Origin of the sequence: Sulfitobacter sp. PR48 (assembly GCF_028807335.1) — a bacterium.
Taxonomy (GTDB): domain Bacteria; phylum Pseudomonadota; class Alphaproteobacteria; order Rhodobacterales; family Rhodobacteraceae; genus Sulfitobacter.
On the sequence record NZ_JARAMM010000010.1, the window covers coordinates 156,715 to 173,020 of the forward strand.

Consider the following 16,306-nt stretch of genomic DNA (forward strand, 5'->3'; position numbering starts at 1 on the left):
CCCGGCTTGCCCCTGCAAGGTCACAGGATGCGTTTGCGCAGGTACATCGACACCACTTCACCCAGGATGACGAAGGCAAGGATCGCCAGCAGTATGGTCGAGACTTCGGGCCAGTTGAAGGTGTCGATGGCGCCCTGAAGGATGATCCCGATGCCACCCGCACCGACCAGCCCAAGCACCGTGGATTCGCGCAGGTTGATGTCCCAGCGCAGGATCGAGACGGCAAAGAATGTGGGCATGACCTGCGGCACGATGGCATATAGCACCACCTTGAAGCGCGTGGCACCACTGGCTTGCAGGGCCTCGACGGGACGCGTGTCGATCTCCTCGATGGCTTCGCCCAGCAGTTTGCCCATGAAGCCGATGGACCGGAACATGATCGCAACGATCCCCGCGATGATGCCGGGGCCGAAGATGGCCACGAAGAGCAGCGCCCAGATGATCGTGTTGACCGACCGTGACGAGACAAGGATGAACCGGCCAATCCACAGGGTCACGACATTGGGCGTGGTGTTGCGCGCGGCGATATAGGCGACGGGCAAGGACAGTATCACAGCGAAGAGCGTGGCAATCGTGGCGATGTTCACCGTTTCCCACATGGCCTGCAGGATAGACGGCAGGTTCTGCGGATCGGGCGGCACCATGCGGCCGAAGAGGTCAGCCATCTGTGCGGGTGAATCCCAGACCCATTCCCAGATCACGTCGATGCTTTGCAGCGCCCAGGCGACCACCAGCAGGGTGGCCAGCAGCACGGCGTAGCGTTTGATGCGCTGTTTCGGGGTGAAGCGGGACCAATGGTCCAATGCGGCGGAGTTGTTCATGCCAGTTTCTCCCGAATGATGCCGCTGACGGCTTCGGACACCAGGATAACCCCGACGATCACCATGGTGATGGCCAGCGCAAAGTCGTAATCATAACGGCCAAAGGCATTGGCCAGCGTTGCCCCGATGCCGCCCGCGCCGACCAGACCAACCACGGCGGAGGCGCGCAGGTTGCTGTCGAGCTGATAGATCGACAGGCCGACCTGACGGGCCAGAATCTGCGGCGCAATGGCGTAGATCAGCGTGCTGAAAAACGGTGCCCCGGCAGAGCGCATCGCCTCGACCTGACCAAAGTCGATCTCTTCGATGCGTTCGGCCAGCAGTTTGGCGACAAAGCCGATGGAATAGACGGTCAGCGTCAGAACTCCGGCAAAGGGGCCAAAGCCCACGGCTTTGACAAAGATGATGGCGACGATGACGGGGTGGAAGCTGCGGGCGATGATGATGGTGGCGCGACCCAGATAATAGACGGGCCGGGGTGCGATGTTGCGCGCGGCGCAAAAGGCGATGGGGATCGACAGGGCCACACCGGCGACGGTGGCCAGCAGTGCGATCTTCAGGCTTTCCATGAAACCGTCGATCAACAGGTCGGCGCGGGCAAAGCTGGGCGGAAAGGCCCCGCTGAAGATCCGCGCGGCGCGGCCCATACCGGCCGAGACGCGTTCCCAGTCAATCGGCAACGTGGCCATGGTAAAGACCACATAGGCCAGAATGGCGAGCCACAGCCCGCGCCGGAGCAGGGTGTTGCGGATGAACGGCGGTTTGCGCCATGTGTCGGGAAAATCGCTCATGCCGCTGCCCCCTGGGCCGCGCGGTCCTCGGCGGGCACACCGGCATAGATTTCATCCATTGCGGCGGCGTTCAGTGCGTCGGGCACATCGTCAAAGATGATCCGGCCATAGCGCATGCCGACGATGCGGTCGGTGTATTGCTTGGCCTCGGTGACGTTGTGGATGTTGATGATGACGGGCAATTCCAGTTCGTTCGCCAGATCGCGCAGCAGCGCCATGATCTGTTCCGATGTCTTCGGATCGAGCGAGGCCGTGGGCTCATCCGCCAGCAGAATTTCGGGCTGCTGCATCAGGGCGCGCACCACGCCGACCCGCTGGCGTTCGCCACCCGACAGTTCGTCGGCGCGTTTGTTGGCGTAATGGGCAATGCCCACGCGCTCCATCAGCTCATATGCGCGACGGATGTCCTCTTTGGGATAGCGGCGCGTCAGCGCGGCCCAGGTCGAGATATAGCCCAGACGCCCTGACTGGACGTTTTCCATGACTGTCAGGCGGTCAACCAGATTGAAACTTTGAAACACCATGCCGATGCGGCGACGGGCCAAACGCAGTTCCGATTTCTTCAGCTGGGTCAGATCGGTGCCGTTCAGCGTGATCGTGCCCGATGTGGGTTCGACCAGACGGTTGATGCAGCGCAACAGCGTGCTTTTGCCCGCGCCGGATGACCCGATGATCGAGACGACCTCTTGGCCGCCGACCTCTAGGTCGAGGTCTTTCAACACGGGATCGCCGCCGTTGTAGCGTTTGACCAGTTTTTCGATTTTCAGCATGGTGACCTCTTACGGACAGATGGGCGCGCGCAAAGGGGCACGGGGCAACCGCGATGGTCGTCCCGTGCCATGTTTGACGCTTAGTTGGCAGCGAGGCCTTGGGGTGTATATTCCACGCCGTTGCTGGCCTGGATTTCGCGGATCACCGCCCATTGGTCCTTGTAGGTGATCGGGATGAACTTGCTCACGCCCTGGAATTCTTCACCCAGCTTGGTGCCTTCGAACTGGAAGCTGAAGAAGGCTTGCTTGATCTTTTCAGCCAGTTCCGGGTCCAGATCATGGGCCACGGTGAAGGAGGTCGTCGGGAAGGGCGCGCTTTCCCAGATCAGGCGCACGTCGGCGGGGTCGTAAAGACCACGTTCGGCCATGCGCTCGACCACTTCCGAGGCCACCGGAGCGGCATCATAATCGCCTGCAACCACGCCCAGCATGGATTGGTCATGGGAGCCGGAATAGGTGACCTCGTAGTCGGTGTCGGGTGTCACACCCAGACCGGGAAACAACGCGCGAGGGGCCTGGTTGCCCGAGTTCGAGGTGGGTGAGGTATGGGCGACGCGCTTGCCCTTGAGATCGGCCATTTCCTTGATGTCGGAATCGGCCTGGGTGAAGACCTGCAGCTTGTAACCGAACTGCCCGTCATCCGCGCCCATGATCGCAAAGGGCACCGCACCGGCAAGGTTCACCGCGAAAGGTGTGGGGCCGGTCGAAAAGCCCGCGATGTGCAGACGGCCCGAGCGCATGGCCTCGACCTCGGCCGAGTTGGACTGAACGGCAAAGAACTGCACGTCGCGGCCTGTGGCCTCTTCCAGATGCGCGATGAACGGTTCCCAGATGTCGGCGTAGACCGCGGGGTCTTCGACCGGGGTATAGGCGAAGACCAGCGTTGACGGGTCGTTCAGCTTGGCCGGGTCGGTGGGGGTGTCGGCAACCAGATCGCCGTTGGCGTCGCAATAGATGGTGTCCAGCACGCCACGTTCGGCGCAGTCGTCCTGGGCAAAGGCGGCCGTGCTGCCAAGGGTTGCGGCAATGGCGGTACCAAGCAGGGTTTTGGTGATATTCATTTTGTTCCTCCCGTAAATACATGTGTCGACCGGCAGTCAGGGGTGCCCATTCCTCCGCAGCCCCTGGGTGGTCGATCCGGGCCGATGCTAGTCGGCAATGACCCGCGCGAGCCACTGCACAAGTGACTAACAGAGTTACCGGGGTGCGGCGCAATGTTAACAGAATTACAATACGGGGGCGTTTGGTTGGTTTTTCACCACGTCACCCTTTCAGGACGCTTGGCGGCTGTGCCCGTGCCGTGACATAGCTTGGTCATGACACGTACCGCTCCACAGCCCCGGATTGCCATTGTCGATGACGATGCCCAGGTCCGGCAGACGCTGTCCGCCTTGCTTGAGCAAAGCGGCTACCGGGCGATTGCCTGCGCCGACAGTGCTGCATTTCATGCGCTGGGTGATCCGCCCGCGATTGAGCTTGCGCTGATCGACCTGCGGCTTCGGGGCGAAAGCGGGTTGATGCTGGCGATCCACATCCGCGAGAAATACAACCTGCCGATTGTCATGCTGACCGGCGTCGGGGATGAGATCGACAAGATCATCGGGCTGGAAACCGGCGCGGATGATTACCTGATCAAACCCTTCAACCCGCGCGAACTGGTGGCGCGCATTCGTGCGGTGCTGCGCCGCTATGGCCATGGCGCGGTAACGCCGCCCGCGACGGGTCACGAGATCGGCTTTGGCGACAAGCGGGTGGATTTGCAGAAACGCGAGTTGCAGGACGCGGCGGGCAACGAGATTCCGCTGACCAATGCGGAATACCGGCTGCTGGATTACTTTGTGCGCAATCCGGGCCGGATCATCCCGCGCCCGGAACTGCTGGAGGAACTGGGCAGCGACACCGAACGCTATCTGGACCGTACCATCGACGTGCTGATTCTGCGCCTGCGCCGCAAGATCGAACCGATCCCCTCCAAGCCGGTGCATCTGCAAACGCGCCGTGCGCAGGGCTATATCTTTGTGCTGGACGGGCGCAGGGCATGACAGGCGCGGGCCTGTCGCGGCTGAGCATCCGCACGCGGCTGCTGGGGGCCATCGGGCTGTTGTCGGTGGCGGCGGCGGCGATCGGGATCATCGCCTTTTACACGCTGGAGCGGGCCGACCGGCAAATCGAATTGCTGCACGGCGTGACCCTGAGCGAAGTGTCGCGGGCGCTGGAATTGTCACAGAATGCCGCGACCCTTTCGAAGTCCGCGCCCTTTCTGTTGTCGCTGAATCCACCCTTCGGGATAGCCACCGAAACCGATGAAATCTATGCGGCGATCACCCGGCTGGAAGCCATGGCCGAGGGCGATGCGGAATTGTCGCTGTCGGTGGCACGGATGCGGGCGGCGGTGGATGATCTGGTCGAGATCATTCCGCAGCGCAACCAGATCCGTCAGGATATCGCCGGGATAGATGCGGCGCTTGAGGTGCTGCTGCGCCGCTATCGGCAGTGGATCACCACGCGCGAGGCCACGACCTATCAGCGGCAGGCCTGGGCCGCGTTGCAACAGCTTGCGATGGAGGCGGTAGGGACCGCGCGCGCCAATACGCTGACCTCGATCTGGGAATTCCGTCTGGGGTACAGGAACATCCGTGCCGACATTCTGGCGGTCGCCACGCCGCAGATAGCCGACAATGTGCAGGAGATCGACCGTACCATCAGCCGCGATGATACGCTGTTCAATCTGGTCTATCGCAGCCTGGCGATTTCGCTGGACGCGGAAAACGCCCTGTTCCGGATTCGGACCGAGGCGGAGCGGATCAATCTGCTGGCCGCACAAAAGGTGACCGCTGCGCGTGAACGGCTTGAGTTGTCACAGGCCGACACCCGCGCCCGTCTGGCGCTGGCGCAATGGGTGATGCTGGTGCTGATGGCGGTCAGCGTGGGGGTGGCGGTGGTCTCGGCCGTGTTTGTCTCGCGCTATGTGGTGATGAACCTGCACCGGATCGCTCAGGCCATGCGCAGGCTGGCGGCCGGGGATCGTGCGACGCGGCTGGAACGCAGGCTGGAAAGCGAGGACGAGATCGGGCAGCTGTTCTCGGCTTTTCGCATCTTTCGCGCCAATGCGCTGCGGCTGGACCGCAATTCACGGCTGATCCGGCGGCAGAACACGCTGTTTTCGCGGGTGTTCGAGAACATCACCGACGGGGTGGTGATCACGGCTGCTTCGGGGCGCATCCTGGCGCAGAACCAGCGCATTCGCGCGCTATTGCGTCTGCCCGAGGGGGCGGGGGCAGTGGAAACGGTGGAAGATCTGCTGGCGCAATCGCCTTTTGAGTTGCGCGAGACGGCGGTTACGGCGGCGGGTTATCAGGAATATGAAAGTGCGGCGGGTCACGTGATGGAACTGCGCCGCTCGCCCTTTCCCGAAGGCGGCGCGGTCTGGTTGTTTTCAGAAGTCACCGAACGGCGGCTGGTCGATGCGCGGCTGGCGGAAATCCAGCGGGTCGAGACCCTGGGCAAGGTGACGGGCGAGGTGGCCCATGACTTTGGCAACATCCTCTCCACGATCTCGGGCAATCTGCATCTGCTGGAAAGCGCCGAAGGTGATGCGGCCAGGCGCCTGCGGGCGCGGATAGAGGATGCAGTGGATCTGGGCGTGACCCTGACCGAACGGTTGCTGGCCTTTGCCCGCAAACAGCATCTGGAGCCGCAGCGCACCGATATTGTTGATTTGCTTCATGCAATGCATGATCTGCTGGAGATTGCCCTGCCCGAGACGGTCACGCTCACGGTCACTGCGCCGGACGGGCCGGTCTGGGCGACAATCGACCCCGGCCAGCTGGAAAGCGCGATCCTGAACCTTTGTGTCAACGCGGGTCAGGCGATCAGCAGCAGCGGGCATATCGAGATTTCGGTCACCGAGCGGGAGGATGGCCATATCGCGCTGGTAGTAGCGGATGATGGTCACGGCATGAGCGCGGAGGCCTTGCGCTATGCGACCGAGCCGTTCTTTACCGCGCGCCGCGATGGCAGCGGCACCGGGCTGGGCCTGTCGATGGTGGATGGATTTGTGCACCAGTCAGGCGGCAGTCTGCACATCGCCTCGGTGCCTGAGGAGGGGACGCGTGTCACTCTACTGTTCCCGCCGGCGGCTGAAGAAACCGCCGTGATGCAGCATCGGGGGCGGGCTCTGGTGATTGATGACGATCCCCGCGCGCTGGCAGCTGCCGCCACGGCACTGGAAACGCTGGGCTTCGAGGTGAGCACCGCCGCCGATTTCGCGGGCGGCCATGCGGCGCTGGAAAGGGCGCCCCGGCCCGATCTGGTGTTGAGCGACCTGAAGCTGGATGCGCAGCACAGCGGCTGGGATCTGATCCGCAAGGCGCTGGATGGTCACCCGCAGACCCGCGCAATTGCCATGTCGACTCAGTTGCCCGCCGCCGACCGGATCGGGGAGGCCGACCGGGGCCGCTTTGCCCGTGTGGACAAGCCGGTGTCTGTCGACGCCTTGGCGCAGGCTTTGGCAGGGATCTGACCCAGCCCCATCCGGTGGCGTTCAGAGCTTTGCGAGCGCCGATTCCATCCTTGCGTATACTTCTTCCGGATCGTGGCAGGCATTGAGCCAGAGGCAATTGTCGGTCTTGCCGGTCTGGCGCAACCAGTCCACGACGGTCATGCCTGTTGTCAGCTCTCCGGCGCATTCGATATCGACAGGGCATAACCTGCCATCGAAGAGCTCGGGCCAAAGGAGAGCGGATACAGCGATTGCGTCATGCAACGGGCGGGTTGCAGTGCCGTACTTGGCGTTGCCGTAGCGTTCGAAGAATTCCATCATGCCGGCGCAGGCGCGCATGACCGGGGTGCCGTGATCGGCCAGGGTCTGTGACCAGCCAAGCGGGGCAGGCGCCTTGTGGGTGCAATCCAGCGGTACGGCAGTGATCGGAACCCCGGACCCCAGCACGATGCGCGCGGCTTCGGGGTCGACGAGGATATTGTATTCTGCCGCGGGCGACATGTTGCCGCCTTCGAAAAACCCACCCCCCATGAAAACGATCCGGTCGATTTGCTTGGCAATCTCGGGCGCGCGGCGCAGTGCCAGCGCGATGTTGGTCTGCGGGCCAAGCGCGATCAGCGTCACGGGGTCCGGATGGCTGCTGATCGTATTTATGATGAAATCCACCGCATGACCCGGTGCAGGGGGATGCGCGGCCGGGGCCCAGTCCCAGCCGTCGATCCCGGTGTCGCCGTGGATCTCCGGCACCGGGCGGGGCGCGCGCAACAGCGGACGCGGCGCGCCCGCGTGAACCGGTGTGTCGCCCCGACCGGCCAGTTCGACGATGCGACGGGCATTATCGGTTGTCTGCGCCAGCCCCATGTTCCCGGCGACCGTTGTCAGGCCGAGCACGTCAAGTTCTGGGGCGGCAAGTGCCAGCAGAATCGCAAAGGCATCATCCTGTCCGGGGTCGGTGTCGATGATGACGGGTTTGGGCGGCATGGCGGTTGTCCTTTTGATTGGGAGCGGAGGAGAAGATCGAATTTTAGGCGTTGCGGGGTTTTTGCCCTTGAAGGGCCGGATTTGGGAATGGAAAGAGTTGCCCTGCCCTCATTTATGTACATTGTATACAGAATTGGCATAAGGAGAGAGTCCATGAAAGGCGATTTCGACAATATCCCGATCGTCAGCCTTGCCGGTCTGGCTGATGATGCAAATTCAGGCGACAGGTTCAAAACCGTTGCGGCCCTGAAAGAGGCGCTTGAGGTTTCCGGCTTTGCCTATCTGTCGGATCACGGCGTGTCCGAGGATCTGGTGGAGCGGATGCGGCAGCAGAATGTGGCCTTTCACGATCAGCCGATGGAAGAAAAGCTCAAGCTGAAGATCAATGCGTTTCACCGTGGGTACATGCCCATGTCCACCTCGACGATTGTGACCTCGTCCGTTGCCAAGGTGACCAAGCCGAACCGGTCTGAAAGCCTGATGTTCATGCATGAGGTTCCCGAAGACGCTCCCTATGCGGGCGAACCCTTGCAGGGGCCGAACCAGTTTCCCGAAAACCTGCCGGAGGTGCGCAGCACCGCGCTGGAGTACATGACCCAGATGACCGCGCTTGGCGCACGGCTGGCCGGTGGCATTGCCGAGGCGCTGGGGCTGCCGCGCGACTGGTTCAAAGAGCATTTCGACAATCCCACGTTGTTCCTGCGCCTGCTGCATTATCCTGAACAGCCCGACGAGGAGGAATTGTTCGGATCGGCGCCGCATACCGATTACGGCTTTGTCACGCTGCTCAAGCAGGATGATGTCGGCGGCCTTGAAGTGCGCAACAAACGCAACGAATGGATCCCGGCACCGCCGATCAAGGGTACATTCGTGATGAATGTCGGCGACATTCTGGCGAAATGGTCGAACGGGCGGCTTGTCTCCACCCCGCACCGGGTGCGCAACCTCAGCCGCCGCGACAGGTATTCGCAGCCCTTCTTCTATGACCCGTCGATGAGCGCATTGGTCGCCTGCCCGGAGGAGATGCTGGACAAGGGAGAGACCGCGAAAATGGAGCCGGTGCTTTATGGCGATTACCTGCTTGAGCGGCTCAACAAGAACTACGACTACCGCAAAAAAGCCTCGTGAAGGGCGCGGGTTGCATCATGCATCATAAAACCACAGGGAAACTGAAATGACACAGATGAACCGACGTACAATGTTGACGGCATTGCTTGCGCTTGGCGGCGCAAGCGTGCTGCAGGTCCCGGGCGTGCGCGCTCAGGCAGAGAAGCTGGTGATCACCACCTATGGCGGGTCCTGGGAGAAATTCTGGCGCGATACGCTGATCCCCGGCTTTGCTTCGGAGACGGGCATAGACCCGCAGCTGGATATCGGGCTGGGGCGCGTCTACACCACCAACCTGCGCGCCGCCGGGAAGGACAACCCGCCCTACAGTTGTCTGATGACGAACGAGATCTATTCCACCGTCCTGCGGGACGAGGGGTATTTCGAGAAGCTGGACCTGTCGATGTTGCCGAATTATGCCGATCTCTATCCGGTGGCGACCAAGGCATCTGATGGCTATGCGGCGGTCGGGCTGATCTCGCCCATCGGGATCGGCTATCGCACCGACCTGATCCAGACGCCGCCGACATCGTGGAAAGACCTTTGGGAGAACCCGGAAGTTGCCGGGCAACTGGGGCTTTACAATATCCAGAACTCGGCCGGGAAAATGTTCCTGATGCTGACCTCGATGATCTATGGATCGGGGATTGATGACCTTGAGACAGGCTTTGCCAAGCTGGCGGAACTGGGGCAGGTGTATCAGACCGATTTCAACATGAGCACCGCGCTGGCCACCGGCGAAGTGGCGATTGCCCCCTTCGATTTCGGCGAGATCGCGCGCCTGCGGGCGCAGGGCCTGCCGGTGGATTGCATCATTCCCGAAGAAGGGTTGATGATGTGGGACCAGACTTTCAACATCTGCGTGAACGGTGCCGCGCGCGAGGATGCCTATAAGTACCTCAACTTTGTTCTGGGCCCGGTGGGGCAGGATCTGTTGATGCGTGAATTCTTTGTGTCGCCGGTCAACCGTAACGTCGAGGTGCCTGCAGATCTTCAGCGCGACGTGCCGGTCCATGGCGAGGCGATGGCGCAGTTCATCGACTGGGACTGGAAGCTGATGAACGCCAACGCCGAGGAAATCGCGCGCCGCTGGAACGAGATTTTCGGCGCGTGAAAAACAACAAATGCCTGCCCCACAGGGGGCAGGCGATGCCGGAAAGAGGGCTCCCTGCATGACCGAAGTTTCGCTGCTGTCGCTTGTCAAATCCTATGGCAAGTCGACGGCGCTCAAGGGGATATCGCTTGACGTGGGCCATGGCGAGTTCGTGTCGCTACTTGGGCCGTCGGGATGCGGCAAGTCGACGACGCTGAAATGCATCGCCGGTTTCGAGGATGTGACCGATGGCAAGATCCTGTTCGACAGCAAGGACATCTCGCGCAAATTGCCCGAGGATCGTGATATCGGGATGGTGTTCCAGTCCTATGCGCTGTTCCCGCATATGACGGTAGAGCGCAACCTGGCCTTCGGGCTGGAAATGCGCCGCATGGCGCGGTCTGAAATCGCCGAACGTGTGGCCCGCGCGATGGATATGGTACAGTTGACGCCCTATGCGGACCGCTATCCCAAGGCCTTGTCGGGGGGCCAGCAACAACGTGTCGCTCTGGCCCGCGCGCTGGTGATCGAACCGGCGATCCTGCTGCTCGACGAACCACTGGCCAACCTGGATGCCAAGTTGCGCGACGAGATGCGCGGGTTTATCCGCGATTTGCAAAAGCGGGTCGGGATCACCACGATCTATGTCACCCATGACCAGAACGAGGCGATGACCATGTCGGACCGGGTCGTTGTCATGTTTGACGGCAAGATCGCACAGGCGGCACCGCCCGAGGATGTCTATGACCGGCCTGCATCGGAACGGGTTGCACGGTTCGTGGGCAATGCGAATATCCTCGACCTCGCCGTGGCGGGCCAGATGCATGGGCGCACCTCGCTGAGCGTGCCGGGCGGCGGCAGGCTGGCCGTAACTGGCGGCGGCGATACGCCTGCGACCCGGCTGCGGGTGATGGCGCGGCCCGAACAGATCGCGCTGACCGGGCCCGGTGAGGGGCATCTCGACGGGCGGATCACCAAGCGGTATTTCAGCGGCGGCCATGTGGAGTATCATGTGGAAACCGACTGCGGGACACTGAACGTGCTGTCCCCGACGACACAGAACATGGCCGAAGGGGCCAATGTCGGCCTGACTTTCGATACCCAACGCCTGTGGCCACTGCCCGATTCTGCCCGCGCGGCGGAGCCTGCCGCATGAAGCGCGCGCGCATCCTGATGCTGATCGCCCCGGTTGCGGTGCTGATCTTTCTGTTCATCGTGCTGCCCTATGTCACCGTGCTGCTGATGAGCTTTCGCGCCCCCGCCGATGGCCAGCCCTATGGCGCGGGGTTCAGCGTGGAGGGGTATCGCCAGTTCTTCAGCCAGAGCTACTACGCGCTGTCCTTGCCGCAAACGATGGGGCTGGGCATCGTGACCTCGCTGGTGTGCCTGCTGCTGGGCTATCCCGTGGCCCTGCATATCGCCACGGCACCGAAACGCTGGCGCGGGCTGCTATACGGCATCGTGCTGTCGCCGCTGCTTGTGGGGATCGTGGTGCGCAGCTACGGCTGGACCATCCTGCTGGGCAATGCCGGCGTGATCAACACGACGCTGCGCAATCTCGGGCTGATCGAGCGGCCGCTGCCGCTGATGTATAATGAATTCGGCGTTGTGCTGGCGCTGGCGCATGTCTTTCTGCCCTTCATGGTGCTGCCGCTTCTGGCGTCGTTGCAGACAGCGGATCCGGCGGTGCGGCAGGCGGCGCGGTCGCTTGGGGCCGGGCGGTTCACGGTGTTTCGCCGGGTGACCCTGCCGATGTCGATGCCGGGCATACAGTCAGGCTGCATCCTGGTCTTCGTGCTGGCGATTTCATCCTATGTGACGCCCGCACTGGTGGGCGGCATGCGGGTCAAGACCACGACATTGCTGGTGGTGGATGCGCTGATCGACCAGTTCCAGTGGCCCTTCGGGTCGGCAATGGCGCTGACGCTGGCCATCAGCGCGGGGATCGTGGTGCTGATCTTTGCCCGCCTGACCCGCATCAGGTGGAGCTGAGCCATGGGTCTTGTCACACCGCTGCTGTCGCTGCTGCGCGCGCTTGTCTATGTCTTTCTGCTGGCCCCGATCGTCGTGGTCGTGCTGGCTTCGTTGAACGCGGGCAATTTCCTGACCTTTCCGCCGCAGGGCCTGAGCCTGCGCTGGTTCTGGACCTTCCTGAACAACGATGTCTTCATCGACGCCATTGTCTATTCACTGATCCTTGCGGCGCTGGCCACGGCGGTATCGCTGGTGCTGGGCACGATGGCTGCGCTCTACTTTGTTCGTCATGCCCGCCGCGAGGCCGAAGTGGTGCGCATCGGAGTGCTGCTGCCGCTGATCCTGCCCGAGATCCTGACCGCCATCGCCTTGCTGTTCTTTTTCTACGAGATCGGCATCGGTACGCAGTACAAGATTGCGCTGTTCACCGGCCACGTGCTGATGACACTGCCGTTTGTATTTCTCAACGTGACCACCTCCCTGCAAGGGCGCGACGATGCGGTCGAACTGGCGGCGCGCACCCTTGGCGCTTCGCGGATGACGGCGTTCCGGCGCATCACGCTGCCGCTGATCGCGCCGGGCATGGCGACCGGTGGCGTGTTTGCATTCATTATCAGCTTTGATACCTTCGGAGTTTCCTTCATCCTGAAGGGAACCGGATCAGCACCGCTGCCGATCCAGCTTTATGACTATCTGCGTTTCAATTTCACACCCGAGGCTGCTGCCGTGTCCACTGTTTCCATCCTGCTGACCCTCGTCCTTGTCACCCTCTCCAACATGTTGTTCGGGCGCGATTGACCGGAATGGACGATACTGTGGATACATCACTGGGGCTGCGGCCCATCGGGGTCGAGGTCGCGGACCGTCTGGAAGCCGCCATCGTGCGGGAGACTTTCGCACCGGGCGAAAAGTTGCGCGAAGTGGACATTTGCACACGCTTCGGCGTGTCGCGGTCGCCCCTGCGCGAGGCATTCCAGATCCTCGAAGCGCGTGGTCTGGTAGAGCGGCGGCCGCGGCTGGGCACGCGCGTGACCGAGATGACCGTCGAGGTGCTGGACGAGATCACGACCTGCCGTCTGGCGCTGGAATGCACCTGCAGCCGGTTGCTGGCAGAACGCGAGGATCACGCCGAGATCGCCGACACGCTGGATCAGGTCCTGGCCGAGATGCGCAAGGCCAGGGCGCAGCGCGACTTCAGATCGGGGTTCGAGGCCAACGTGCGCCTGACAGCCCTGATGCACAAGCAATGCGGCAATTCGGTGCTGATGCGTCTGCTGGATCAGCTCGACACATCCGCCCTGCGCTATCGGTTCCGGGCCTATCTGAGCACGGCGGGGATGCTGGATGACATGATCGAGGGCAACAGGGCGCTGATTGCCGAAATCCGCAATGGCCAGGGCCAGCGGGCCGCCGAGATGACCGACCGGCTGATCCGCTCCGCATGGCAGACCACCCGAGATCTTTTCCTGAGCACTTCCGAAAGTACAAAGACATGAACAGACCCGACGTCGCCTTCCTGGGGTTCAAGATGGATACGGTGGTCACGCAGGTCGCTGCATTCGCCACCCCCGTGCTGGCGGATGATATTGCCGCGCTGTCGCCGGAACGGCGTGCCGCGATCACCTGTGCGGTCACATCGGCGGTCAACGGTGCATCGGGCGAGCTGCTGGATCTGTTGCCCAACCTCTCTCACATCGTATCCGCCGGTGCCGGGCTGGACCGGTTCGATTTTGATGACCTGCGGGCGCGGGGCATCACGCTGAACGATACCGGGCATCTGGTCAGTTCGGACACCGCGGAAATGGCGGTGATGTTGCTTTTGGCGATGGCGCGGGATGTTGTCCGGGCGGATGATCATGTGCGCAGTGGCCGCTGGGCCGACGGGCATTTCGGCTATCGCATCCGGGTGGCGGGCAAGACGGCGGGGATTGTTGGCCTGGGCCGGATCGGGCGGCTGATCGCGGAGCGGCTGACCGGACTTGGCCTTGACGTTGCCTATCACACCCGCGCGCCCAGGCCGGATGCACCCTGGCCCCATGTGGGCGACCTGGAAGAACTTGCAGCGCGGTCCGATTTCCTGGTGGCGGCTGTGCCCGGTGGCGCGGCCACGCGGAACATGTTCGATGCGGGGGTTCTGCGTGCACTGGGGCCGCGTGGCTATTTCGTCAACATCTCGCGCGGGACGGTTGTTGACGAGGAGGCGCTTATTTCGGCCCTGACGGAGGGCACGATTGCCGGTGCCGCCTTGGACGTATTCGAAAACGAGCCGCGTCCCGACCCACGGTTTGCTAAACTGTCGAATGTCACCCTGACGCCCCATGTCGCCGCGATCACCGAGGATTACGCCGCCGAACTGGCCGCCGATATCGCACGGCAGGTGGCGGCGCATCTGGAAATCGGTCTGCCACAGGCCTGAGGGTCGTCCTGCCGGGAAACCCGTCAAAGCCCGCGGCTGCCAGCGCGTCATCCGCCGTGCAGGTCAGCCGACGGTCACGCCGCCACAGACAAAGAGCGTCTGCCCGGTGACAAAACCGGCGCGGTCATCGCAGAAAAAGCTCACGGCATTGGCGACATCTTCGGGTGTGCCCATGCGGCCCAGAGGCACGGCATCCACGATCGCCTTGGTCTTTGGGGCGTCTGGCGGGTTGTTCTCCCAGAACGCGGTTGTTGCGATGGGGCCGGGGGCCACGCAATTGACGGTGATGGAGTCTTTGCCCAGTTCAAGCGCCCAGGTGCGTGCCATGGATTGCGCGGCACCCTTGGTGGCGCTGTATAGCGTCCGGTCCAGTTTGCCCTTTGTCACGCGGCTGGTGTTGAAGACGATCCGCCCGCCACCGTGTCTGCGCATCTCGGGCACGACAAGCTGGGCGCAGATGATGGATGTCCGCAGATTGAGATGCATGAGCCTGTCAAAATCCTCAAGCTGCACGGCCTCCAATGGGGCAGGGGCGACCAGCCCGACATTATTGACCAGGCAGGTGACCTTGTGGCCGGCAAGAATGCCGCGCAGCGCCTGCCGTGTGGCTTCCGCATCGGTCAGGTCGACCATGACGGCATCCGCCTGCAGGCTTTCGGCCTCCGGCTTTGCGATATCAAGCGCGAAAACGCGGTAACCGTCCTGTTGCAGACGCAGCGAAATGGCCTGGCCGATGTTGCGCCCACCGCCGGTGACGATTGCTGATTTCTGGGTCATGATCTTGCCCGATGCCTAACCTGTGACCGGAGAGTAGCCGAGCCGCGGCGTCACCGCCTCGCCGTGAAAGCGGTAGGTGCCATCCTCCGCCCTTTCCAGGTCTCCGAGACCGGGGTAGGGGAAGTGATAGCCGTGATAGCGGATGTTGTTGTCCACGACATGGGCAAATATCACCGATTTTGCGTCCGCCCCCATCTGCGGATCGCTGTCGTAATCCATGTGAAAGAACCATTCCGGGTGGATCGGGTCAAAGATGTGGTGATGCGCGACGTCGCCGGTGAACACGACCTTCTCGCCCTGGCTTTCAAAGATGAAGGCACATTGCCCCATGCTGTGCCCGGCGACAGAGAGCGTCGTGACACCGGGCAGGATGTCATCACCCAGTTTGAAAAGCCTGACCCGCTCGCGGTAGGGCGCAACAGCGGCCAGCGTCCCTTCGGTCCAGGGTTTTCGGAAATCGGTGCGGGACAGGCTTGCCTCGTCTGTCCATTCCTCCCAATCGGTATCGGAGACATAGAGATCGGCATTCTTGTAGACCGGCGTTCCGTCCGGGTGGATCAGCCCGTAGGAATGATCGGGGTGCAGGTGGGTCATCAGAATGACGTCGATATCGTCGGGGTTGATGCCGCTGGCCTTCATGTTGTCGAGGGTATGGCCCATCGTGTCGCCGAAAAGCTGAGAGGTCCGGCCCATGCCCGCGTCGATCAGGATCAGCTTTTCGCCGGTGTTCACGACCACCGGGATCAGATCCATGGGAAAGAATTCGCCCTGGGGCAGGCGGTAGGCTTCTTTCAGACGCGCAAGCTCGGCAGGATCGGCGTTGGGGAACAGGCCTTCGTACCCGTGATGAATATATCCATCCCATATCGCCGTACACTCCAGGGCACCGACGTTGAAACGATACCATCCGACGTTCTGCGTCTTGAGCTGTTTTGCTGTCATGATTGTAATCCCCCCTTGAAATGTCCTCTGAGCGGCGCGGTTGCGGGCCAGATTCCGTATCCTGTCCTACCGTAATACGGTAATAGCGCAAACGCGTCCACCCGCTATTTCAATCCAAACGGGGCAGATGGCG

At 62.2% G+C, this 16,306-nt stretch carries 16 protein-coding genes; 9 read left to right on the forward strand and 7 right to left on the reverse strand.

Going from position 1 to position 16,306, the window contains the following annotated elements; translation table 11 throughout:
- Nucleotides 1-20: 20 nt before the first annotated feature.
- The 4 genes from phnE (PVW51_RS14845) to phnD form a co-directional block, all read right to left on the reverse strand.
- Nucleotides 21-821 (reverse strand): phosphonate ABC transporter, permease protein PhnE, encoded by an 801-nt coding sequence (phnE, locus tag PVW51_RS14845; protein ID WP_274575818.1) that lies wholly within the window; start codon nt 819-821, stop codon nt 21-23.
- Nucleotides 818-1,612 (reverse strand): phosphonate ABC transporter, permease protein PhnE, encoded by a 795-nt coding sequence (gene phnE / locus PVW51_RS14850; RefSeq protein WP_274575819.1) that lies wholly within the window; start codon nt 1,610-1,612, stop codon nt 818-820. Before phnE (PVW51_RS14850) ends, phnE (PVW51_RS14845) begins: the two co-directional genes overlap by 4 nt.
- Entirely contained in the window at nt 1,609-2,382 is a 774-nt protein-coding gene (gene phnC / locus PVW51_RS14855) for a phosphonate ABC transporter ATP-binding protein (protein WP_274575820.1), read from the reverse strand. The genes phnE (PVW51_RS14850) and phnC overlap by 4 nt, the downstream gene beginning before the upstream one ends.
- A gap of 80 nt (nt 2,383-2,462) precedes the next feature.
- Entirely contained in the window at nt 2,463-3,443 is a 981-nt protein-coding gene (gene phnD, locus PVW51_RS14860) for a phosphate/phosphite/phosphonate ABC transporter substrate-binding protein (protein WP_274575821.1), read from the reverse strand.
- A 255-nt stretch (nt 3,444-3,698) separates the two neighbouring features.
- Between phnD and PVW51_RS14865 the strand changes: the two genes are divergently transcribed.
- Together PVW51_RS14865 and PVW51_RS14870 are read left to right on the forward strand one after the other, a co-directional pair.
- Nucleotides 3,699-4,424, forward strand: a complete 726-nt coding sequence (locus PVW51_RS14865) for a response regulator (RefSeq protein ID WP_269360851.1) — start codon at nt 3,699-3,701, stop codon at nt 4,422-4,424.
- Nucleotides 4,421-6,904 carry an ATP-binding protein gene (locus PVW51_RS14870; RefSeq protein ID WP_274575823.1) on the forward strand — a complete coding sequence of 828 codons (2,484 nt, stop codon included), beginning with the start codon at nt 4,421-4,423 and terminating at the stop codon, nt 6,902-6,904. Before PVW51_RS14865 ends, PVW51_RS14870 begins: the two co-directional genes overlap by 4 nt.
- Nucleotides 6,905-6,925: 21 nt before the next feature.
- Here the strand turns inward: PVW51_RS14870 and PVW51_RS14875 are convergent, their stop codons facing one another.
- Nucleotides 6,926-7,864 (reverse strand): nucleoside hydrolase, encoded by a 939-nt coding sequence (locus tag PVW51_RS14875; protein WP_274575824.1) that lies wholly within the window; start codon nt 7,862-7,864, stop codon nt 6,926-6,928.
- Between the two features lie 153 nt (nt 7,865-8,017).
- Here PVW51_RS14875 and PVW51_RS14880 point away from each other — a divergent pair, with 153 nt between their 5' ends.
- The 7 genes from PVW51_RS14880 to PVW51_RS14910 are packed head-to-tail and all read left to right on the forward strand — an operon-like array spanning nt 8,018 to nt 14,454.
- Nucleotides 8,018-8,992 (forward strand): isopenicillin N synthase family dioxygenase, encoded by a 975-nt coding sequence (locus PVW51_RS14880; protein ID WP_274575825.1) that lies wholly within the window; start codon nt 8,018-8,020, stop codon nt 8,990-8,992.
- A 46-nt stretch (nt 8,993-9,038) separates the two neighbouring features.
- The gene (locus PVW51_RS14885; RefSeq protein WP_269360844.1) at nt 9,039-10,085 is read left to right on the forward strand and encodes an extracellular solute-binding protein; all 1,047 of its coding nucleotides are present in this window, start codon (nt 9,039-9,041) and stop codon (nt 10,083-10,085) included.
- Nucleotides 10,086-10,143: 58 nt separating this feature from the next.
- On the forward strand, nt 10,144-11,220 hold the full coding sequence (locus PVW51_RS14890; RefSeq protein WP_274575827.1) for an ABC transporter ATP-binding protein: 1,077 nt from the start codon (nt 10,144-10,146) through the stop codon (nt 11,218-11,220).
- On the forward strand, nt 11,217-12,056 hold the full coding sequence (locus PVW51_RS14895) for an ABC transporter permease (protein ID WP_269360841.1): 840 nt from the start codon (nt 11,217-11,219) through the stop codon (nt 12,054-12,056). The genes PVW51_RS14890 and PVW51_RS14895 overlap by 4 nt, the downstream gene beginning before the upstream one ends.
- A gap of 3 nt (nt 12,057-12,059) precedes the next feature.
- Nucleotides 12,060-12,836, forward strand: a complete 777-nt coding sequence (locus tag PVW51_RS14900) for an ABC transporter permease (RefSeq protein ID WP_269360839.1) — start codon at nt 12,060-12,062, stop codon at nt 12,834-12,836.
- A 5-nt stretch (nt 12,837-12,841) separates the two neighbouring features.
- Nucleotides 12,842-13,534 carry a GntR family transcriptional regulator gene (locus tag PVW51_RS14905; protein ID WP_274575828.1) on the forward strand — a complete coding sequence of 231 codons (693 nt, stop codon included), beginning with the start codon at nt 12,842-12,844 and terminating at the stop codon, nt 13,532-13,534.
- Complete coding sequence (locus PVW51_RS14910; RefSeq protein WP_274575829.1) at nt 13,531-14,454, forward strand: NAD(P)-dependent oxidoreductase; 924 nt, start codon at nt 13,531-13,533, stop codon at nt 14,452-14,454. The genes PVW51_RS14905 and PVW51_RS14910 overlap by 4 nt, the downstream gene beginning before the upstream one ends.
- A 63-nt stretch (nt 14,455-14,517) precedes the next feature.
- Here PVW51_RS14910 and PVW51_RS14915 read toward each other — a convergent pair whose 3' ends face one another.
- Both PVW51_RS14915 and PVW51_RS14920 read right to left on the reverse strand, forming a co-directional pair.
- Nucleotides 14,518-15,231, reverse strand: coding sequence for an SDR family NAD(P)-dependent oxidoreductase (locus tag PVW51_RS14915; protein WP_274575830.1), 714 nt, complete (start codon nt 15,229-15,231; stop codon nt 14,518-14,520).
- A gap of 15 nt (nt 15,232-15,246) precedes the next feature.
- Nucleotides 15,247-16,173: an MBL fold metallo-hydrolase gene (locus tag PVW51_RS14920; protein WP_274575831.1), complete on the reverse strand. Its 927-nt coding sequence runs from the start codon at nt 16,171-16,173 to the stop codon at nt 15,247-15,249.
- Nucleotides 16,174-16,306: the final 133 nt, after the last annotated feature.